Origin of the sequence: Massilia violaceinigra (genome assembly GCF_002752675.1) — a bacterium.
GTDB lineage: Bacteria > Pseudomonadota > Gammaproteobacteria > Burkholderiales > Burkholderiaceae_D > Telluria_A > Telluria_A violaceinigra.
The window spans coordinates 2255217-2274765 of sequence record NZ_CP024608.1; the positions used below are offsets into that span (position 1 = coordinate 2255217).

Genomic DNA, 19549 nt, shown 5'->3' on the forward strand with positions numbered 1-19549 from the left:
CTACATGGCCTGGTCCAAGCTATCCCGGCAAGAACGCGGCTACGGCGCAGCATGGGATCGAGTTCGCAAGGTAGTGATGCAGCGGGACGGTGGCCTGTGTCAGGTGTGCCTCAAGGCGGGCCGCTACGGCGTCATCGCGTACGCGGTCGACCATGTGGTGAGCAAGGCCAAGTGCGCGGCGCTGTGCTGGTCTGACGCACGCACAGATGACCCCAGCAACCTCCAGGCGATCTGTGCACCGTGCCACGAGATCAAGACTGAGGTGGAACAAGGCAAGGCCAAGCGGCCCGAAGGTTGTCATCGGGTTGGACGGCTGGCCAGTCTCTCCGCAGTAGGGGCGGGCAAGGGAAGCAGGAAAATTCGTGCACGTGAAATGTTTCCCCCATGCATGTCACCAGCCGGGAAGTTTTCAGGCAATAACATTTCAATCAACAACATACCGGGGTGGGTCGAAAGTGCACAAGGTTGCTTCTTACAGGACCGCGCTCTACCCATTTTTTCACACGGTCAAGATAGAAAAACGGTTTTTGGAGGACACATGCCAGGACCAGGCAGGAAGCCCGCCGGCCTGAAAATGGTCGCCGGCACGGAACGAAAAGACCGCAAGACCGAGGGCAACGCCGAGCTGCCGATCCTCTCGGACGTGCCGCCGGCGCCAGACTGGCTACCGAATGCCCACGCGATCAAAGAGTGGGACCGCCTCGCCGCGATCCTGACGGCGAACCGGCTGTTGACCGAAGGCGGGCTTTCCTCCCTCGGCATGATGTGCGCGCTGCACGGCAAGATCGTTCAGCTGTACGCGGCGGGCGAGGCGCCGACTGCGAGCATGGCCGGCACCTTGCGGAACTTGGCAAACGACTTCGGATGACGCCAGTGGCACAGGGCAAGGTGAAACCAGTTGGCGAAACAGACAAAGGGAACAGGTTCGCCGGCAATGGCAAGCGAACAGCGTGATTACATCGCGATCGCCATCGAATATGCCGAGGCTGCGGTCGCTGATACGGATCGAAAACGGTTCGGCAAGTGGGTCCGCTGGCGGCAAAGCGCTTTCTGGATGATCTGAAAACGGCGAAAAAGAAGGAAACGCTTCACTTCGACTGCCTGGCACGCGCGGACGCCTGCGATTTCATCGAAAACTGCCGCACGTCGAGGGCACTTGGGACACCGAGAACGTGGTCATGCACCCGTCGCACATCTTGTTCGTGGTGAACCTGTTCGGTTTCCGCAATCAGGATGGCACGCGGCGCTTTACGACCGGGCTGTTCGCGGTGGCCAGGAAGAACGCCAAGTCATTCCTCTGCTCGGCGATCCTGCTGTACTGCTTCTGCTGCGAGACCGAGAATGGGCCGCAGGTGATCAGTGCGGCGACGACCGGCTCTCAGGCGCGCATCGTTTTCAACGTCGCCAAGCGCATCGTGGAGAAACTGGCGGACCTACGCGAGGCGTTCACCCTGGAGCCGTTCGCCAATGCGATCGCCCGCTACGAAGTCGGCGGAACGTTCAAGCCGATCAACGCAAAGGCCAGCACGCAGGACGGCCTGAACCCGTCGCACTGCGGCATCGATGAGATTCACGCTCACAAGAATCATGATCTGCTGAACGTGCTCAAGTCGGCGGCCGGCGCGCGCCGCAACCCGCTGTTCCTGTACACGACGACCGAGGGCTACGAGAGCCCGGGGCCGTGGGCAGAGATTCGACACTTCGCGAAGCAGCTGCTCGAAGGTGTCGTCGAGGCCGACCACTTCCTGGCCATCTACTTCGCGGTAGACGACGAGGACAAAGGCGAAGGCACGCCGGCGGATGACGACTTCGACGAATCGAAGTGGATCAAGGCCAATCCGCTGATGGAAGTGAACCCGCTCCTGATGAAGGAGATTCGGAAAGAGGCGGTCGAGGCGAAGTCAATGCCAGGCCGGCATGCGGAATTCAAGATCAAACGGCTGAATCGCCCCTCCGCGGCCGCCGGTGGGTGGGTGAATCTCGTCAAGTGGAAGGCTTGTACCGGCGCTGTCGACCTGGAATGGCTGCGGCAATACCCCTGCTGGGGCGGCCTGGACCTGGCAAGTACACGCGATTTGACCTCGTTTCGGCTGGTCTGGAACGTGGAGGGCGTGCTCTACACGCACGGCTGGCGGTTCGTGCCGGCGGCGGCAGTGCATGGGCGCACCGAGCGCGGCCTCGTGCCCTATCAGGCATGGGTGCAGGCCGGGATCCTGATCGAATCCGGCGGCGAAGTGACCGATTACGACGCCGTCGAGGAATGCATCCTGGCGGCGACTACGCGGTTCAACGTGCAGATGATCGGATACGACTCATGGAACGCGAAGCAGCTGGTGCAGAAGTTGCAGGCGGCCGAGGTGCCATTGCAGGAGTTCATCCAGGGTGGAAAGAGTTACCACCCGGCGATGCAGGCGCTGGAAGTCTCGTACGTCGAGGGCAACCTGGCGCACGGCAACGACCCGGTACTGAACTGGTGCGCGTCGAACCTGATCGCGCGCACTGACCAGAACATGAACACGGCGCCGGACAAGAAGAAGGCGCCGGAAAAGATCGATGACATCGTCGCTTTGCTGATGGCAATCGGCGTGATGCAGACAGCTGAACCTGACAAGGGTGGCACCCTTGACGACTACCTTTCGGACCAATAACGCATGAAATTATTCAGTAAAGCAGCGGCCACCGGCCTGGCTCTGAAAAGCATCTACTTTTCGATCCGGGAAGCAGTGGCCTATCGCGGCGTGCGCGATGCGAATAAGGACATCACGATCAATCACGGCGACATGCGCCACGGTACGCCCGGCGTGAACGCCGCGCTGCAACTGTCCGTGGTCTGGTCGTGCGTGCGTTTGATCGCCGAGACGATCGCCACGCTGCCGCTGATCACCTACGAGCGCAAGGTCGTGGACGGCCGCGAAATCCGCTTGGTGGCGCGCGAGCACCCGCTGTACTACCTGCTGCACGACTCGCCGAACGCTGACATGACGGCGGTGGAGTTCTGGGAAGCGGTGGTCTCGCAGATTTGCCTATGGGGAAACGCCTACTGCCTGAAAAGCTACGGCGCCGCCGGCCGCATTGTAGCCTTGGATCCGCTAAACCCGGCGCTGATGACCGTTCGGCGCAGCGCAGACGGCGCGCTGAGCTACCTGTACGCGGATGCGCGTGGTCAAAAGCAGTTTGCAGAGGGTGATATTTGGCATATCAAGGGCTTCGGCACCGATGGCTTGATGGGGATATCGCCGATCACGGCGGGCTGGCGGTCGATGTCGGGCGCCACGGCAACCGAGAACGCGTCGGCCAGCACCTTCACGAACAACATGCGCACTGCGGGCGTGGTCTCCGTCAAAGAATTTTTGAACATCGACCAGCGAAAGCAGATGAAAGAGAAGGTGATGGGCGCCGTGTTTGGCGATTCCCGCACCGGCCAGCTTCAGCTGCTCGAAGGCGGCGCCGAGTTCACGCAGCTCTCGATGCACCCAGCCGACGCGCAGATGTTGGAGACGCGGGCGTTCAGCGTCGAAGACCTGTGCCGCTGGTTCGGCATGCCGCCGTCGATGATCGGCCACGGCACCGCGGTGTCGAACTGGGGCACCGGGCGCGAGCAGATCAACCTGAACCTGATCCAGTACGTGCTGCGTGCCTACATGGTCCGGATCGAGCAGGGCATCAAGAAGTCGCTGATGACGCCAGTGGAGCGCGCGCGCTTCTTCTCGGAATACAGCGTTGAGGGCCTGCTGCGCGGTGACAGCGTGACCCGGTTCCAGGTGTATTCGACCGCAATTCAAAACAGCATCAAGACGCCGAACGAGTGTCGCGCGCTCGAGAACGATCCGCCCCTGGAAGGCGGCGACGTGCTGGTCATTCAGAGCAATCTGGTGCCACTCACGATGCTGGGCAAGATCACAAGTACCGCCCAAACGGCGAAATCCGCCATGTTGTCCTGGCTTGGAATCAAGGAAAAAGACGATGACCATTCTGCATAAATCGATTGAGCTGGAGCTCAAAAGCGTGACCGAGAAAGGCAATTTCTCCGGATACGGCTCGGTGTTCAACGTCATCGACAAGGGCGGCGACATCGTTGCCCCCGGCGCGTTCGCGGAAAGCCTGGCCAAGTGGCAGAAGTCCGGCCGCACGGTGCCGGTGCTGTGGCAGCACCAGTCGGATCAGCCGATCGGCGCGTGGGAGGCCTTGAAAGAAGATGACTACGGGCTGCTCGGCGAGGCGTCGCTGTGGCTCGACGACGCGCCGTATGCCCGTCTGGCGCACAAGGGCATGAGCACCAAGACGATCACCGGCCTGTCGATCGGGTACCGCGTCAAGGAGCACAGCGTCAACAAGGACACCGGCGTCTACACGCTGCAGAAGCTCGAGCTGGTGGAAATCAGCGTGGTTACTAACCCGGCGAACGATGACGCGCGCGTGGCCGACGTCAAGAGCCTGATCGAGGCTGGGCGCATGCCGACACTTCCTGAATTCGAAAAGTTCCTGTGCGATGCAGGCGGCTTTTCACGAACGCAGGCCAAAGCCATCGCCGGCAGCGGCCTGTCGAAACTGCTTACTCGGTGCGAGGCCGAGGGCGATCTTGGCGACACGCTGGCCCTTTTGAAGGCTTTCAGCGTTCCGTAATTCCCGCTTCACCCTCCCTCAACAGGCCCGCAACTCGCGGGCCTTTTTTATTCTAGGAACAAAAATGGCTACCGAAATCGACGTAAAGCAGGAACTGACCAAAATCAGCGACCAACTCAAGGAGCACGGCCAAAAGGCTTTGTCCGAAGCCCAGCGCGGCATCGCCATGTCGGAAGGCGTGAAGCAGACCGTCGACGAGCTGCTGGTCAAGCAGGGGAATTTTGCTGCGCAGCTGGCCGAACTCGAGCAAAAGGCCGCGCGCCGCCAGACCGAGCAAACGCAAGGCGCCAAGTCGCTCGGCGCTATGTTCGTCGACAACGATGCCTTCAAAAAAGCACACGAATCCGGCGAATTGCATCGCAAGGGTGGCCGCATCACCCTCGATATCGAAACGAAGGCGGTCCTCACGGCAAATACCGGTGCTGGCGTAATCGCCGATCGCCAGCCAGGCATCATCACCCAACCGCAGCGCCGCCTGACGATCCGCGATCTGATTGCGCCTGGCCGCACGGCATCCAACATGATCACCTACATGAAGGAAACCGGCTTCACCAACAACGCGGCGCCTACTGCTGAGGGCGCCCGCAAGCCGGAATCGAGCATTGTCCTGACGCAATCGACCGCGCCGGTTATCAAAATCCCTCACTTCATGAAAGCATCGACCGAAATTCTCGATGACTTCCCAGCGCTGCAATCGTACATCGACGAGCGTCTGACCTACGGGCTGAAACTTGCCGAAGAAAATCAGATGCTCAAGGGTTCGGGTGTCGGCAATAACTTGAACGGCATTTACACGCAGGCGTCGGCTTACGTGGCCCCGATCGCCATCGCCGGCGCCACCCACATCGACATCCTGCGCTTGGCGCTGCTGCAAGCCGACCTTGCCGAATACCCATCGGATGGCCTGGTGCTGCACCCATCGAATTGGGCCGGTATCGAGCTGCTGAAGGACACCACCGGACAGTACATCATCGGCAACCCTCAAGGCACGCTGGCGCCAACGCTGTGGGGCCGCCCTGTTGTGACCACCCAAGCCATGTCCATCGCCACATTCCTCGCTGGCGCCTTCCGCATGGGCGCCCAAGTGTTCGACCGCCTGCTTGCATCGGTCTCGGTTGCCACGGAAAACGAAGACGATTTCGTCATGAACTTGGTCACGATCCTGATCGAAGAGCGCTTGGCCCTGGTGGTCAACCGTCCCGAGGCGTTCGTCAAAGGCGCGCTGGCGTAATCAACCCCGCCGGCGGCGCAACACGGCCGCCGGCCACCAGGAGAACGACATGGCAGTAACGAAAATCAAAGCGATCGACCAGTTCTCGCACGGCCGCCTGAGCATGGCCGCTGGCGACACAGACACGATCGAGCTGGTCGAGGCGCACGAACTGGCAAAGGCGGGTTTGGTCGAGATCGTCAAGGAGCGTCACACACCAGCGGAAGCGAGCGAGCCAGCGCCGCAGGCAGAAGCGGCCGACTCGCGTGATGCCGGCGCCAAGATGGCGGCCGCACCTGAGAACAAGATGGATGACGCGGCCTTGAACAAAACCCACAAATCGAAGGCGAAATAATCATGTCGAAAACCATCCGCCTGCTTTCAACGTACAAGGGCCATCGCCCCCAGACCATCCTGACGGTGGATGACGCGACGGCGACCGCGCTGCTGGCCGGCGGGCTGAATGCAACCACCGATCTTACTGGCGGTGTTCGCTATGTGCCACCGATTCTTCCGCCACAAGTGCTGCCTGCCGCGTTTCAAATCGATGCCAACGGGGCCGTCTCCTTGGTCGGTGCCGGCTTCCAGGTAGCCGTGCCGACAGGTGGCACGCGCCGCCGCGCGGTATTTGTGGGCGATTCGTTGACACAGCACGGCCAGCCCGGCAAGACCGGCCCCGAATACCAGCTGCAGTTTTCGATCACCACGATCACCAGCGCTGCCAATTTCGGCGGCATTACATGGATCGCTTACGCCATGGTAGACGGCCGGGCCAATGGTGGTGTTGCTCAAACTGTAGCGGGCAATCTTTTCACCGACAGCCGCGGCTGGGTTGCTTGGCAGGCCGCCGGCGACACCATCGGGCAGTACGTGGACGTGAGCGTCGGCGGTTGGCACTATTTGAAAAGCGGGACGTACGCAAATTCCGGCATCACCCTGGCCGTGCGTGGTGCGTCCGCGCCTGTGCCAAACGCCACCTCTGCTGTCCAAACTGCAGGATCGCCAATTACCAGCGACTACAACCTGATCGGCTATGTTGCATGGGTCGCCGGCGCGTTCGGGGATACGTTCTACGATTACGAAGCCTTCGCAATTGCTGGCGCCAGCTCGGCCGACATACTGAAGTTTGCACCTCAAGCGTTTCTGCTGGACACCGAGGTTGCGGTGATCATGGGCGGCGTCAATGACCTGCCGACCACCGACGCCGCATGCAACGTTACCGTCGCCAATCTCAAGGGAATAATTGACATTGCCTCCGCGAAGGCGCGCCGGGTCTATGTCCAAGAGATTTTCCCAAACCCATCGGCAACGCCGGCAATCGTTAAAAATCTGGCGTACGTTTCGCAGATGATCAAGGCATATTGCGCTACCAAGAAGAACGTCAAGTTCGTCAGCGCGTACGGCAAGATGGTGAACGCGAATACCTGGGTGGTCGGCTCCGGCGCCGGCGGCCGCGCCGGCGTGTTCAACCCTGCCGACAACCTGCACACGCAGCCCTACGGCGGATGGATCGGCGGCAGCGCAGTCGTCGACGCAATGTCCAAGGACTACCCGATCGAGGCCCCGGAATACACCACGCTGGATACGTGGAATCCTGTTCTGCAAATTGGCTCGCTCAACACCAACCCGACGCTGAGAGGATCGGCTGGCGCGGGGTCTGGATCAAACGGTATTACCGGCCCTATTCCTGACGGGTGGACCGGCGCGCGTAGTGGCGGCGGGGTGCAGGTCTGCGTGACCTCGTTTAAACCCGCTCCTGATGGCGGCTTGGATTTGTTCGCGATGGCAGTATCCGGAGCAGGCGCAGCGGGCGAGTACCACGAGATCAGCCAGATTGTTCCACTTCCCACGAACGTGACCGCAGGCGACTATGTGCAGCTGGTCGCTGAAACATGCATTCTTAGCACCACTGGAAATGGTATCGGCACCTTAACGATTTATGCAGCCGGTGGCGCCACTCAACTCCCATACCTGCTGCAAACATCGCGTGCGATCCAGACATTCACCACTGAGGCGCCAGTGCTCAAGCTGCGCAGCTTCCCGATGGAGATACTGCAAGGCGTGACCTCCTTCACCATGCGGCTGCGGGTCGGATGCGCTTACACGGCGGGCGTCAGCGGCGCCGGCGAGATCGGTTTCCGTAAATTTCGCTTCGAGAAATGCGCGGCGCCGGTGTACGGGGTCCAGTGATGGCAATTCGTCTAGTTGCTCCTCCTGTCGCGATGGCGGTGTCCATGGTCGATGCACGCGCGGCCGCTCGCGCGAATGGGAACGATCAGGATGCAGAAATCGAGATCCGTGTGCGCGCGGTGACCGCCGAAGCCGAACACTTCACCGGCCAATCGATCATCAACCGCACGTACGAGGTGACGCTGCCAGGCTTTGCCGAACAGATCGCACTGCCGTCGTCGCCACTGGCGGAAGTGGTCAGCCTGAAATACCTCGACGCTGACGGCGCCACGCAAACGCTCGGGGCGGGCGCCTACGTGGTCGACCTCAAAATTCTGCCGGGGTTTGTCGCGCGCGCGCCGGGCACCAGCTGGCCAGCAACGAAGGACCACCCACAGGCCGTGACGCTGACCGTGGTTTGCGGGTATGGCCCCGACGAGACCACCACGCCACCAGCGTTCAAGGGGTACATCGTGGCCAAGGTGCGCGAGTTCTTTGCGCCGGCGGGCACGCCTGAATCGCCCCACCTCATCAGGGGGCTGGATGGCGAGAAGGTGCACAGCTGATGGCCGCGCCCTTCAAGTGCGACGAGAAGGTTTCGATCGAGCGCAAGACCGGTGCGACCGATCCGGACAGTGGCGTCGAGCTCGATGTGTGGGAAGTCGTGTACGACCACTATTGGGCCTCCGTGCAGGACTCACTGCCGAGCCGGTCGGAGTCGACCAAGAACGGCATGAGTATCGATGTGCTGCCGTCCCGCCTACGCATGCAGGGCGCCGGCGGCGCAACCACTGAAATGCGCGCGGTCCTGCACAGCCGCGGCGACCGCATCGCGCAGATTATCTCGGGGCCGGCCATGCTGGACGACCGGGTTCACTACGAATTCATGATCGAGGGGTTCAAACATGGCTGATTCAAACATTCGCGGCGGTCGCGAGCTGTCGGCGTTCCTCTCGGCGCTGCCAGCGAAGCTCGAGAAAAACATTATGAGGTCCGCGCTGCGCGCCGGCGCTGTGGTTATCCGGGACGAGGCCAAAGCCAATGTGCCCGTCGACCAGGGGCTGCTCCAGAAGAGTGTACGGATCTCCAGCGGCACAAAGCGCGGCACCGTTACAGGCACCGTGAAGGCTGGCGGCCGAATGGCGCCGCACGCGCACCTGGTCGAATATGGCACGCGGCCGCACAAGATCGAGCCCAAGAATGCCGGTGCTCTGGCGATCAACGGGACGCCGTTCCGCTCCGTCGAGCACCCGGGCGCGCGGCCGCAGCCATTCATGCGGCCGGCTCTCGATGCAAAAGCGCCGCAAGCTATCGAGGCAATCGCGGCGCAGATACGCAAGCGGCTCACCGCAGAAGGCATCAACGTCCCGGCGCCAGAGATCGTATGAGCGACTGGAAGATCATCCGCGCGCTGCTCGCTGCCGACGCGCCGCTGGCCGCCGTCGTCGGGCCGCGCGTTGTCGCGGGCACGTTGAAGTCGACGGTGGTTTTGCCGGCGCTGTCGATTCAATCGATATCGAACGTACCGCACGCGCGCGTCGCCGACACCGCCACGACTGTGCTCACGACGAGCCGCACCCAGGTAACGGTACACGCCAAAAATATCGTGCAGCAGACCGAAATCCTCCGCTTGGTCGGCAGCGCGATTCGCGGCGGCCGGCGCGAGGTGGCCGGCATCATGGTTGCCGATATCCAGCGTGACCTCATCGGCCCGGACATGAGCGACGAGAACGCCGGAATCTTCGAGCAGACCCGCGACTTCCGCGTCAAATACTACGACCCGATTTAAGTTTTTTAACCTGCCTGCCTGAGCATTCCGCCCGGCAGGTTTTTGCATTGAAAGGCAATATCATGAGCGGTGAAAATGTTACGACCGTCGCGGAAAGTTCCCTGTGGGTTTCCGTGGCAGTACCAGCAACCTACAACGCGGCCGGCTTTCTCGCGCTGACCTGGACCAAAATTGGCGAGATCACCAATATGGGTTCGGTCACCGGCCGCGCCTATAACAATTCGACGCATGCCCCGGTCGACACCGCGCAGCAGATTCAGAAGAAGGCCAGCTATACGCTGGGCGAATCCGAATTCATGATGGGCTGGGACGAAGAAGACGAGGGCCAGATCATCGTCGACAATGCCAGCCGCACTTACGACATCCTGTCGTTCAAGCTCATCAAGCAGGATGGAGCGCTGCGCTACTTTACCGCCCAGGTTTCGACGTTCGTCGAGAACAACGGCGCGGTCGATGACATCGTGCAGGGCTCGCTGACGCTGCTGCGCCAGAAAGACACGATCCGCGTCGCTGCTATCTAACCTCCACCGGCCAAACGGCCATCACCAGCACCGGCAGGTCGCTGTCGCCTTCGTGGGCGCGGCGGCCGGCACGGGCATTCAATCCCACGAAAAAGGAATCACCATGTTCAATCTGAAAAATCTCGCTATTGCCGCTACCGCTGATATGCCCGTTCGTGACGCTTCGGGCGAAGCGCAGTTCAACGAAAAGGGCGAGCCGTTGACCATCACCCTGCACAGCCCCGGCACCAAGGAATTCCAGAAGGCCAAGCACGCCGCCGATGAGCGCAATAGCACCCGCGTGTTCGGCCGTATGCAAGGCAAGTCGGAGAGCAAACAGTCGGCCGACGACAAGAACATCGAGCGCGCCGAGTTTCTGGCCGCCGTGACCGCGTCGTTTAACGGCGGTGCTGGCTTGGACGGCAAAAAGGGCTTCGAGCTGTTCAAGGCAACGTACGCCGACATCGAAATCGGCCACATTGCCGACGACGCTGAAAAGTTCCTCGGTGACCGTGGAAATTTCAAAAAGCCCTCGCCGACTGTCTGAGCCTGTACGTCCGGCAGACGGCGTGGCTTCACGCGGTGCCGGACCCTCCTGGCAAGAAGCCTGCGGGGGCGCAGCTCTCCCGGCTGGACCGCTACAAGCGCGACAAAGTCCAGCCGGACATGCCACCAATCGACGGTGGCGAGTACCTGATCAATTATTTTTGGGAAGTCGGCCCTGTCATTGCGGGGATGGATGGCCCGGTCGTTATTTCGCAGGCCGAGATCCGGGCATGGCAGGAGAACGCCGGGATCGACCTGCAGCCATGGCAGGCCGGCCTGCTCCGACGCTTGTCGCAGGATTACCTGGCGCAGTCCCACGCGGCGAAGGATTCGGCCTGCAAGCCGCCGTACGGCGAGCTGTACCGATCCCCTAACCTTTCCAAACTGATCGACGCCGCGCTCGACTAGCGCATAACCCGCCACCTCCTGGTGGCTCTTTTTACTGAGGATGCCATGCTCGCTGGCCAGCTCGAAATTCAACTGATGGCCGACGTCGCCAGGATCCGCACGGACATGGACCAGGCACGCCGCGTGGTCGAGGACAACACGACTCGTATGGCGAAGGCGGCCGACATGGCAAAGACGGCGCTCGGCGCCATTGCGGGCGCCCTGTCGGTCGCGGCGTTCGCAGGAATGATCAAGGGATCGCTCGATGCGATCGATAGCCTGACTGATCTCAGCACGCGCACCAGAATCACGGTTGAAGACCTGGCGGGCCTGAGCTACGGCGCCAAGCTTTCGGGGACGGATCTGGAAAAAGCCGCGGCCTCAATCACAAAGCTTGCTACGAATATGGGCGCCGACGCGGAAAAATTCTCAAAGCTGGGCGTTACGGCCAAGGAGCCGATCGAAGCCTTCAAACAGTTCGCCACCGTCTTCAAGAATATCGAAGACCCCCAGCAGCGCGCGGCGCTCGGGGCGGCCGTCCTGGGTAAATCCTGGCAGGACGCCGCGGTGTTGCTGGACGAAGGCGGAGAAGGAATAGCCGAGTTGGTCAAGCGGGGACAGCAGCTGTCGGGCATCACGACTCAAAGCTCGGCAGATGCAGCCGCGTTTAACGACATGCTGGACGAATTCGGCGCTATTGCGGCCGGCGCAGGCGCGCGTGTAGCAACGGGCCTCCTGCCAATGTTGAATTTGCTTGCAGGGCATCTTCTCAAGACTGCGGAAGGCGCTGAAGAGGTCGGAAATTCTTTCAGCCCTTTGACGGAGACGTTCCGCGCCTTGGTCATCCTGGGCGGCAATGTCGCGTTTGTATTCAAAACCATCGGCAACGATATCGGCGGCATCGCCGCGTCCGTCGCATCGCTTGTCACCCTGGACTTTGACGCGCTCAAGAACATCGACAAAACGATGAAGGAGGACGCCACCAGCGGCCGTGCGGCTTTTGACGCCTGGGAAAAGCGTTGGCTCGAGGTCGGGAAGACCGCCAGAAAAGTGGAGGCTGACGTGCAGGCGAGCAGCAAGGCGGAGAGGGATGCAGCGTCAGAGCAGGCGGCCGCATATCTCAAGGACGCCGAACTCAAAGCGGCAGCAGAGAAGAAGACCGCCGAGGCAGCAGCGCAGGCAAAACGCATTGCCGCCGAGGCAAAGCGCGAACGGGACGCTGCGGCAAAGAAGGCGGCACAAGAGAGCGCGGCCGCAATAAAGCAGGCGAACGATTTTATCGAAGCGCTGAAGGTGGAAGCCAGCCAGGCCGGCCTGGGCTCCGACCAGCTCAAAATGATGGCGGCGGCGCGCGCGGCAGCAGTAGCGCCCACCGCCGAGCTGCGCACGAAAATCATGGAAGAAGCGCTCGCGCTCGATATCGCCACGAAGGCAGCGAAGGCCAAAGCCGACGCAGACCAGGTTCTGGCCCAGGCTCGCGCCAACTCCGACAGCGAAGTCGCGGCTATCAACTCCGAAACCGAGGCGCTCTTAACGAAAATCCGGACACACGGCATGCTCCCCGAGGCAATCACACTCGCGCGAATCGCCGAGCTCGAAGCGGCCAAACAGTCGGCCGTCCTCACCGAAGAGGGCATTGCCGACATTCAGCGTCGCATCGATGCGCTCAAGGGCTTGGCCGACGCACAGGTTGGCGCGGGCGCGCTCGGCGATGCGCCTGGCCTTACCCAGGCAAAGGAACTGCTCGAAGTAATGGCGGAGTTGGACGAAGCCACAAAGTCGGCGGCGGCCGGCATGGCCGCATCCTTCGGCAAGATCGGCTCTGCCATCGGGGGCTTGACCACCGCGCTGTCGGGCTACGGCCGCGCTCAGGCGGCGATCGCCGCGCATCTGGCCGCTGTCAAGGACGACAAGCGCAACAGCCCGGAGACCGTGCTGAAGGCCGAAATTGCGGCCGCCAAGCAGTCCGCCCAGGCGCGCGTGAAGTCCTACGGCGATATGGCAACCGCGGCCAAGGGGTTCTTCAAGGAGAACAGCACTGGCTACAAGGTAATGGAGGGCGCCGAGAAGGCTTTCCGCGCCACCGAAATGGCGATGGCTATCGAAACGATGTTGACCAAGAGCGGGCTGCTGACGGCCTTCACGGGCCTGTTCGTCACGAGCCGGGCTACCGAGTCAGCGGCGGACAACGCTGCGACCGGAAAGTCGATCATCAATTCCGGATTGCGCGCAGCAGCGGATGGGGTTGCTGCATTTGCCAAGACGCTCGCGTCGTTGCCATTCCCGTACAACGTTGCCGCGGGCGCCGCTGTGGTCGCGCTGCTCGCCGGCGTCGGCGTGGCCATGTCGGGCGGTGGCGGCGGTGGCGGTGGAATGTCTGCCGCAGAGGTGCAGAAGAAGCAAGGCACCGGTGGCGTGTTCGGCGACAAGGACGCACGGTCCGCATCGATCCAGCGATCACTTGAAATGCTGGAGGCGAATTCTGGCAACCTGATTCCGCTCAACGTAGGCATGCTGTCCGTCCTACGCTCGATCAATGCATCCGGGAAAAGGCTGACCAACCTCATCGTGCGCGCGCCTGGCGTGGTCGACGGGTCCAACATGGCCATCCAGACCGGCGTGAAGCAGAACGGCCAGGCGATCGTCAATTCGCAATTGCTCGGGAGTAGTATCAATCCGTTGGCCTCGGTGATGCAAAAAGTTGCGTCCTTTATTTTCGGGAAGGTCACAACCACAATTGTGGATTCGGGCATCCAGTTCGGCGGTCGTGTAAATGACCTGCAGGCCGGCGCCGGCTATGAGCAATACGCCAGCGTCGACACGAAGAAAAAGGGCCTGTTCGGCTCATCGACCAACAATACTATGAACACGCAGGGCCTCGATCCTGGGCTCGCCAGTCAGTTTGCGCGGATTTTCACCGACGTCGAAACGGCGCTGGGTAGCGCCGCGGAATCGCTCGGCGTGCGCGTCGAGCACGTGACGGCCACCCTCGATGCGCTGACGATCGATAAGACGAAGCTGTCGTTTAAGGGCTTGAGCGGGGACGCGCTGACCGAGGCCCTGAACGCTGCAATATCGAAAACGATGGACGACATGGCCGAGGCAGTCTTCCCGGACCTGAACGGTTTCCGCGAGGTCGGCGAGGGATATGCCGAGACGGTAATCCGGCTCGCATCGAATTCGGCCATCTTGGACTCGACCCTGTCGTCGATCGGCATGACGTTCGGCGCCACCGGCGTGAGCAGCCTGGCCGCGCGCCAATATCTGATCGACCTGGCGGGAGGTATTGACGCGCTGTCGGAGCAGGCATCCGGCTTCGCCAACAACTACCTGACGGAGGCGGAGCGCATGGCACCGGTTCAGCGGCAGGTCACCGAGCAGATGGCCGCGCTCGGCATGGCCGGAGTCACAACCCGGGATCAGTTCAAGGAAGTCGTGCTTGGCCTCGACCTGAACACCGCGAAGGGCGCCGAGACCTACACGAGCCTAATGGCGTTGCAGGAAGCTTTTGCCTTGGTCACACCGGGTGCGAAGGATATGGCAGCGGTGCTCGAGGAGCGGGCCGGCCTGCAGGAAGAATACGACGCGGCCACGATGACGTCCGCGCAGCTGCTCGCAAAGCAGCGGGACGCGCTTGATGAAAGTAACCGCGCCCTGTTCGACAGCGTTGTTGCAGCGCAGGCGGCCAAGGACGCAAACGAAGCCACGGCGGCATCGATGAGGTCGTACGCGGAGCAGATCGCCACCTTGGAGCAAGCCAGCATGACGCTGGAGCAGCGGCGCGCCGCGGAGATTGCAGGCCTCGACGCCACGGTGGCCCCGCTCGCCATGCAGCTGCACGCCATGCAGGACCAGGCAACGGCAGCGAAGGAAGCGGCTGCCGCGCTTGATAGCGCTGCTGCATCCGCTCGTGCCATCGCCGCGGAACGGGCAGGCCTTGAGCGAGAAATGATGCAGCTGCAGGGCGACACGGCAGGATTGCGCAAACTAGAACTCGACGCGCTCAATCCTGCAAACAAGGCCTTGAAGGAAGCAATTTTTGCCATCCAGGACAAAAACGCAGCGGATGCGCTTGCGGCCAAGACGGCGGCAGATGCTCTCAAAATTGCCCAGGATGCCGCGAAGGAGCAACAGGATATTGCTGACGACGCCAGGCGCGCCGCTGAACAGATCCAGACCGCCTACCGGGCAATTACCGAATCGATCTTTGATGAGGTCGCGCGCATTCGCGGGATGCTGAACGAAAACACGCCGGCATCGATAGCCGATGCGCAGGCGGCATTTTCCATCAAAACGGCGCAGGCGCGCGCGGGGGATCAGGAGGCAGCGAAGCTCTTGCCGCAACTGTCGAAGTCGCTGCTTGACCTGTCCGAGGCGAACGCGCTGACGGCGATGGACCGCGATCGGGTGCGCGCGCAGACGATGGGCAGCCTGATCGACACCGGGAACATTTTGTCGCGGATGTTTGGCCTTGATGCCTCAGCTTTTGCCGCAAGCACGAACGCGGGCGTGTCGGCGTCGAACGTGCCGGTCCCGCAGTATTCGCAGAACGTGGCCCGCCAAGGTTCCGACACCGGGATGCTGGAGGCTGTTGTCGAGCGTCTCACCGCGCAGGTTGCCGCACAGCAGACCGTGCTCAACAGGATTGCGTCGAACACGCAGCGCTCTGCTGATACGCAGGACCGACTGTCCGATGGCGGCGTCGCCGTGCGCACGAAAGAGGTGCCAGCGTGAGCGCCGCCGATTTCTGGCTGATCCGGCCGGTTGCCATCACCGACGCCATGCTGATCAGCAGCACGGTGCCCGAGGGGCTGGCGCAAGAGTATTCGTCTGGCTCCACATACGTCCTAGGCGCCGTCGTTGGTGTGAGCACGGGAACGAAGCAGGCCGTCTATCAGGGGCTCCAGGCGAGCAATGTTGGACACGCTCCTGCCACCTCGCCAACCTGGTGGAAGCCGCTGGGGACAGTCTACGCGCCCTACAGCACGGGCACCTCCTACGGCCTGGGCGATGTGGTGTCGAGCACTTCGGCCAACGTGCACGACCTATACGAATCCCAGGCGGCGGGCAACTTGGGCAACGCGCTCACCGACAAGGCCAAGTGGCTGCGCAAAAGCGCGACGAATCGCTGGAATGCGTTCGACAAGGCGCTGAATAGCCGAACCGTCGTGCCGAACTCGATCAGCTTCGTCATAGCGCCCGGCCTGGTCAACACCGTGACCCTGCTCAACGTCGAGGGCGCCAGCGCGACCATCACGCAGTCGGGCACGGGGTACACGCGCACGCAGAACTTGGTCCGGCACCACGTCCTGAACTGGTACGACTTCTTCTACGAGATTCCGATCAGGATCGGTGACGTGGTGTTCGATGGCGTGCCGCCATATGCAGCGTCGTCGCTGACCATCACGATCGAGAACACCGGACTCGACGCCGCGATAAGCGGGTGCTTCGTCGGTAAGTCGCGCACGATCGGGACCACACAATGGGGAGTGACGGGCGGGACGCTCAGTTACTCCACGGTCGACACCGACAAATTCGGCAATGTGACCATCTTCAAGCGTGCGAACGCCAAGCGCCTCAATTTCGAAGTTCGCATACCGGACGGTTTTGAAGACGAGGCGCACCGGCTGCTTACCGAATACACCGATGTCGAGCTGATCGTGATCGGCTCAACGAAATATTCAATGACCTATGCCTACGGTTACATCGACCAGTGGGAAGTGCCGATTTCAAATAGCGGCCAGAACGCGCCGATTTCATTCCGAGGACTGATATGACAATAACCCAAGTGATCACCGCGCTGCCACCGGCGCCCAATCCGCTGACAGACACCCCGGCCGTGTTCAGCGAGAAGGCGGCTGCCTTCGTCGCTGCGCAGCAGGTGATGGTGCCAGAGCTGAATGCCTTTCGCACCCAGGCGAACGCGCTCGAAACGAACGTGAACGCAAAGGAAGCTGCGAGCGATGCGGCAAAGACCGCGGCTGAGACAGCGCGCGATAACGCTCTTGAGTATAAAAACAATGCTTACACTGCGGCAGATGCTTCTGAGAATTATAAGAATCAGTCCCGCGACTACTCTATTGCTGCCGCAGGGAGTGCGGCCACAGCTAGCACCGCCGTAGCATTTATTGACTCCAATTCGATCGCGAAAGGAAGTATTGACGCGTCGAAGCAGGTTCGCTTCGAGTGCGACGCGCTGATTCCAACGGGCACAGTTATTCCGTTGACTGTGCCGGCGGCCGGGGGAACCCTTGCGCTGCTGTCCGATCTACAGGAACTTACTCGGGCGATGACCTTCTACGACAATGGCACGAGCACTGCGGTGGCCTATGCGAATGGCGGCACCCAGCGCGTGGCGCCAGCGTCGGGCGCCAAGACGATGAGCTTCACGGGTTGGCCAGCCAGCGGCAAGCAGGCGGTGCAATTCTTAGAGCTGGTGAATGTCGGCCTCGGTAGCAACCCGGCGTGGCCTGCCGGCGCGCGCTTCATCCGCTACGACGGTGTGATCCAGACCACGGCGGCCGCCGCGAATATCACCTGGCAGACAGGCGGCACCGATTACGTGATGGTGTCGACGCGCGATGGCGGCACCACGCTCATCGTGTCCGTGCTGCGAGGCTGATCATGACGCCTATCGATGCCCGCCGCAGCAGGTTTTATGGGAAGCGCGCACGCACGCCCATGACCGCAACCTTTACCAGCAGCGGCACATGGACGGCGCCCGCGTCGACCACGATGGTCGACAGCCTGGTCGGCAAAGGCAGTAACGGCGGCGCGGCGCCCCTGCTCAGCGCAAGCACGACGGTAGCAACGGTGTTCTGGTACATCGGCAGTGGTGGCACAAATTCCGGCAACTATGACTGGGCATCAGCAACGAATTCGGCAATTTCTCAGCGTAACGCGATCAACGCCGGCGGCAGCCCGAGCTACACCTTCTACAACATCAGCCAGCATTCAAACAACACGTACACGGTTGCCACTGCTGGCTACTCATTGTCGGGCGTGGTCGCGGGATCGGCCACGATTGTGTATGAGACCGGCTGGCTGAGCAGCGGAAATATCGTTGGCGGCGGGTCTTCGCAAAACTGGTCGGCCACGGTCAGCTGGAACTACTACGGCTCGCCGACGAACGGCAGCGATAGTACCGCGCTCGGCTACACCTTTGCCGGCGGCATCAGCGGCGGCGTTGCGCCGACTTCCACGCACTACAACATCGCCGTCACTCCTGGCAACGGATACCCCATCGTGGTGCCGCCAGGCGGATCGGTGACGATCAACTATTACCAGTAGGCCCGCACGCTCCACCTCTGGCCACCTTCGGGTGGCCTATTTTTAAGGCAACGAATGATGAACGATCAAGAGCGCGACGCCATGCTGGTGTCGATCAAGACGGCTTTGTCCGATAACACGCGCAAGACCGAGCAGATACTAACCGCCTTCCCATCCGGAGACACGGACGGCCACCGACGCTATCACGAAGCCGTGATCGAGTGGCGCGAGCTGCGCAACCGGCTGGTGCGCGAGGCGCTTATCAAGGTCACCCAGGCGGGCGCGCTGGCCGGCGCCGGCTGGGTAGCACTGGCCATGTGGCAGGCGCTCAAGATCACGGTGAAGCAATGAGGCTCATCGACGACTGGCGCACGGTTCTGCGCAAAGCCTGGAGCGTGAAATTCAACGTGGCGGCCACACTGTTCGGCGCCGCCGAGGTGGCCGTGGCCATCTGGAAGCCGGACGGCGTGCCGAACGGCATGTTCGCCGGCGGCGCCGCGGCAATCTCCATTTTCGCAAATGTCTCGCGCCTCTTGGCGCAGAAAGAAATCCATGGCACTGACAAATAAAGCCCGCATGGGCATCGCCGGGCTTGCGCTGAGCGCTGCGGCTTTCGTGGGCATCCTCACACGTGAGGGCTACAGCGACGGCGTGATCGTCCCGACGAAGGGAGACGTTCCCACCATTGGGTTCGGCACCACCGGCGGCGTGAAGGCTGGCGACCGCACCACGCCGGTCAAGGCGGCGCAGCGGGCGCTTCTCGATGTCCGGACCTACGAGGGGGCCGTCAAAAGCTGTGTGCGCGCCCCGATGACCCAGGCGGAATACGACGTGTACGTCGATCTGACCTACAACATCGGGTCGACCGCGTTCTGCAACAGCACCATCGTAAAGCGGCTGAACGGGGGGGACTACCGCGGTGCTTGCGATGCGATCCTGCTGTACCGTTTCGCCGCCGGCTACGACTGCTCGACACCCGGCAACCGACGCTGCGCCGGCCTGTGGACGGATCGCCAGCGCTCGCATGCGCAGTGCGTGGCCGCCAAATGATCCCGC

Annotated in this window: 22 protein-coding genes; all 22 read left to right on the forward strand. The window is 61.8% G+C overall.

Annotation, left to right across the window (positions count from 1 at the left end; all coding sequences use genetic code 11):
• Window positions 1-4: 4 nt before the first annotated feature.
• Window positions 5-868, forward strand: a complete 864-nt coding sequence (locus CR152_RS34070) for an HNH endonuclease (protein ID WP_229413337.1) — start codon at window positions 5-7, stop codon at window positions 866-868.
• A 30-nt stretch (window positions 869-898) separates the two neighbouring features.
• Entirely contained in the window at window positions 899-1063 is a 165-nt protein-coding gene (locus CR152_RS34075; protein WP_229413338.1) for a hypothetical protein, read from the forward strand.
• Window positions 1064-1178: 115 nt separating this feature from the next.
• Complete coding sequence (locus CR152_RS10225; protein ID WP_229413339.1) at window positions 1179-2648, forward strand: terminase large subunit; 1470 nt, start codon at window positions 1179-1181, stop codon at window positions 2646-2648.
• 75 nt (window positions 2649-2723) lie between these two features.
• The gene (locus CR152_RS10230) at window positions 2724-3980 is read left to right on the forward strand and encodes a phage portal protein (RefSeq protein WP_157778420.1); all 1257 of its coding nucleotides are present in this window, start codon (window positions 2724-2726) and stop codon (window positions 3978-3980) included.
• Window positions 3964-4623, forward strand: a complete 660-nt coding sequence (locus CR152_RS10235) for an HK97 family phage prohead protease (protein ID WP_099874823.1) — start codon at window positions 3964-3966, stop codon at window positions 4621-4623. The genes CR152_RS10230 and CR152_RS10235 overlap by 17 nt, the downstream gene beginning before the upstream one ends.
• Before the next feature lie 64 nt (window positions 4624-4687).
• The gene (locus CR152_RS10240; RefSeq protein ID WP_099874824.1) at window positions 4688-5854 is read left to right on the forward strand and encodes a phage major capsid protein; all 1167 of its coding nucleotides are present in this window, start codon (window positions 4688-4690) and stop codon (window positions 5852-5854) included.
• Window positions 5855-5903: 49 nt separating this feature from the next.
• Window positions 5904-6188 carry a hypothetical protein gene (locus tag CR152_RS10245; protein WP_099874825.1) on the forward strand — a complete coding sequence of 95 codons (285 nt, stop codon included), beginning with the start codon at window positions 5904-5906 and terminating at the stop codon, window positions 6186-6188.
• A 2-nt stretch (window positions 6189-6190) separates the two neighbouring features.
• Entirely contained in the window at window positions 6191-8023 is a 1833-nt protein-coding gene (locus CR152_RS10250; protein WP_099874826.1) for an SGNH/GDSL hydrolase family protein, read from the forward strand.
• Complete coding sequence (locus CR152_RS10255; RefSeq protein WP_157778421.1) at window positions 8023-8568, forward strand: head-tail connector protein; 546 nt, start codon at window positions 8023-8025, stop codon at window positions 8566-8568. The genes CR152_RS10250 and CR152_RS10255 overlap by 1 nt, the downstream gene beginning before the upstream one ends.
• Window positions 8568-8915 carry a head-tail adaptor protein gene (locus tag CR152_RS10260; protein WP_099874828.1) on the forward strand — a complete coding sequence of 116 codons (348 nt, stop codon included), beginning with the start codon at window positions 8568-8570 and terminating at the stop codon, window positions 8913-8915. Before CR152_RS10255 ends, CR152_RS10260 begins: the two co-directional genes overlap by 1 nt.
• Window positions 8908-9390, forward strand: a complete 483-nt coding sequence (locus CR152_RS10265) for an HK97-gp10 family putative phage morphogenesis protein (RefSeq protein ID WP_099874829.1) — start codon at window positions 8908-8910, stop codon at window positions 9388-9390. The genes CR152_RS10260 and CR152_RS10265 overlap by 8 nt, the downstream gene beginning before the upstream one ends.
• The gene (gene gp17 / locus CR152_RS10270; protein ID WP_099874830.1) at window positions 9387-9791 is read left to right on the forward strand and encodes a tail completion protein gp17; all 405 of its coding nucleotides are present in this window, start codon (window positions 9387-9389) and stop codon (window positions 9789-9791) included. Before CR152_RS10265 ends, gp17 begins: the two co-directional genes overlap by 4 nt.
• A gap of 62 nt (window positions 9792-9853) precedes the next feature.
• Window positions 9854-10312 (forward strand): hypothetical protein, encoded by a 459-nt coding sequence (locus tag CR152_RS10275; RefSeq protein WP_099874831.1) that lies wholly within the window; start codon window positions 9854-9856, stop codon window positions 10310-10312.
• A 52-nt stretch (window positions 10313-10364) separates the two neighbouring features.
• Entirely contained in the window at window positions 10365-10838 is a 474-nt protein-coding gene (locus CR152_RS10280) for a hypothetical protein (RefSeq protein ID WP_157778422.1), read from the forward strand.
• Between the two features lie 35 nt (window positions 10839-10873).
• Entirely contained in the window at window positions 10874-11245 is a 372-nt protein-coding gene (locus CR152_RS10285) for a hypothetical protein (protein WP_099874833.1), read from the forward strand.
• 45 nt (window positions 11246-11290) lie between these two features.
• Window positions 11291-15958 carry a hypothetical protein gene (locus tag CR152_RS10290; RefSeq protein WP_099874834.1) on the forward strand — a complete coding sequence of 1556 codons (4668 nt, stop codon included), beginning with the start codon at window positions 11291-11293 and terminating at the stop codon, window positions 15956-15958.
• Window positions 15955-17001, forward strand: coding sequence for a hypothetical protein (locus CR152_RS10295; protein WP_099874835.1), 1047 nt, complete (start codon window positions 15955-15957; stop codon window positions 16999-17001). Before CR152_RS10290 ends, CR152_RS10295 begins: the two co-directional genes overlap by 4 nt.
• Complete coding sequence (locus CR152_RS32795) at window positions 16998-17846, forward strand: hypothetical protein (protein WP_157778423.1); 849 nt, start codon at window positions 16998-17000, stop codon at window positions 17844-17846. The genes CR152_RS10295 and CR152_RS32795 overlap by 4 nt, the downstream gene beginning before the upstream one ends.
• A gap of 59 nt (window positions 17847-17905) precedes the next feature.
• On the forward strand, window positions 17906-18514 hold the full coding sequence (locus tag CR152_RS10305) for a hypothetical protein (protein ID WP_099874837.1): 609 nt from the start codon (window positions 17906-17908) through the stop codon (window positions 18512-18514).
• A 54-nt stretch (window positions 18515-18568) separates the two neighbouring features.
• Window positions 18569-18844 (forward strand): hypothetical protein, encoded by a 276-nt coding sequence (locus CR152_RS10310; RefSeq protein ID WP_099874838.1) that lies wholly within the window; start codon window positions 18569-18571, stop codon window positions 18842-18844.
• A complete protein-coding gene (locus CR152_RS10315; protein WP_099874839.1) occupies window positions 18841-19062 on the forward strand; it encodes a DUF7940 domain-containing protein in 222 nt (73 codons plus the stop codon). The genes CR152_RS10310 and CR152_RS10315 overlap by 4 nt, the downstream gene beginning before the upstream one ends.
• Complete coding sequence (locus CR152_RS10320) at window positions 19046-19543, forward strand: lysozyme (RefSeq protein WP_099874840.1); 498 nt, start codon at window positions 19046-19048, stop codon at window positions 19541-19543. The genes CR152_RS10315 and CR152_RS10320 overlap by 17 nt, the downstream gene beginning before the upstream one ends.
• Window positions 19544-19549 lie beyond the last annotated feature (6 nt).

Bases quoted from the DNA above. Each gene is read 5' to 3' on its own strand.
- gp17 (WP_099874830.1), top strand. From the start codon at position 9,387: ATGAGCGACTGGAAGATCATCCGCGCGCTGCTCGCTGCCGACGCGCCG.
- CR152_RS10265 (WP_099874829.1), top strand. From the start codon at position 8,908: ATGGCTGATTCAAACATTCGCGGCGGTCGCGAGCTGTCGGCGTTCCTC.
- CR152_RS10305 (WP_099874837.1), top strand. From the start codon at position 17,906: ATGACCGCAACCTTTACCAGCAGCGGCACATGGACGGCGCCCGCGTCG.
- CR152_RS10275 (WP_099874831.1), top strand. From the start codon at position 9,854: ATGAGCGGTGAAAATGTTACGACCGTCGCGGAAAGTTCCCTGTGGGTT.
- CR152_RS10255 (WP_157778421.1), top strand. From the start codon at position 8,023: ATGGCAATTCGTCTAGTTGCTCCTCCTGTCGCGATGGCGGTGTCCATG.
- CR152_RS10250 (WP_099874826.1), top strand. From the start codon at position 6,191: ATGTCGAAAACCATCCGCCTGCTTTCAACGTACAAGGGCCATCGCCCC.
- CR152_RS34070 (WP_229413337.1), top strand. From the start codon at position 5: ATGGCCTGGTCCAAGCTATCCCGGCAAGAACGCGGCTACGGCGCAGCA.
- CR152_RS10240 (WP_099874824.1), top strand. From the start codon at position 4,688: ATGGCTACCGAAATCGACGTAAAGCAGGAACTGACCAAAATCAGCGAC.
- CR152_RS10260 (WP_099874828.1), top strand. From the start codon at position 8,568: ATGGCCGCGCCCTTCAAGTGCGACGAGAAGGTTTCGATCGAGCGCAAG.
- CR152_RS10290 (WP_099874834.1), top strand. From the start codon at position 11,291: ATGCTCGCTGGCCAGCTCGAAATTCAACTGATGGCCGACGTCGCCAGG.
- CR152_RS10235 (WP_099874823.1), top strand. From the start codon at position 3,964: ATGACCATTCTGCATAAATCGATTGAGCTGGAGCTCAAAAGCGTGACC.
- CR152_RS32795 (WP_157778423.1), top strand. From the start codon at position 16,998: ATGACAATAACCCAAGTGATCACCGCGCTGCCACCGGCGCCCAATCCG.
- CR152_RS10320 (WP_099874840.1), top strand. From the start codon at position 19,046: ATGGCACTGACAAATAAAGCCCGCATGGGCATCGCCGGGCTTGCGCTG.
- CR152_RS10310 (WP_099874838.1), top strand. From the start codon at position 18,569: ATGATGAACGATCAAGAGCGCGACGCCATGCTGGTGTCGATCAAGACG.
- CR152_RS10225 (WP_229413339.1), top strand. From the start codon at position 1,179: ATGCACCCGTCGCACATCTTGTTCGTGGTGAACCTGTTCGGTTTCCGC.
- CR152_RS10245 (WP_099874825.1), top strand. From the start codon at position 5,904: ATGGCAGTAACGAAAATCAAAGCGATCGACCAGTTCTCGCACGGCCGC.
- CR152_RS10315 (WP_099874839.1), top strand. From the start codon at position 18,841: ATGAGGCTCATCGACGACTGGCGCACGGTTCTGCGCAAAGCCTGGAGC.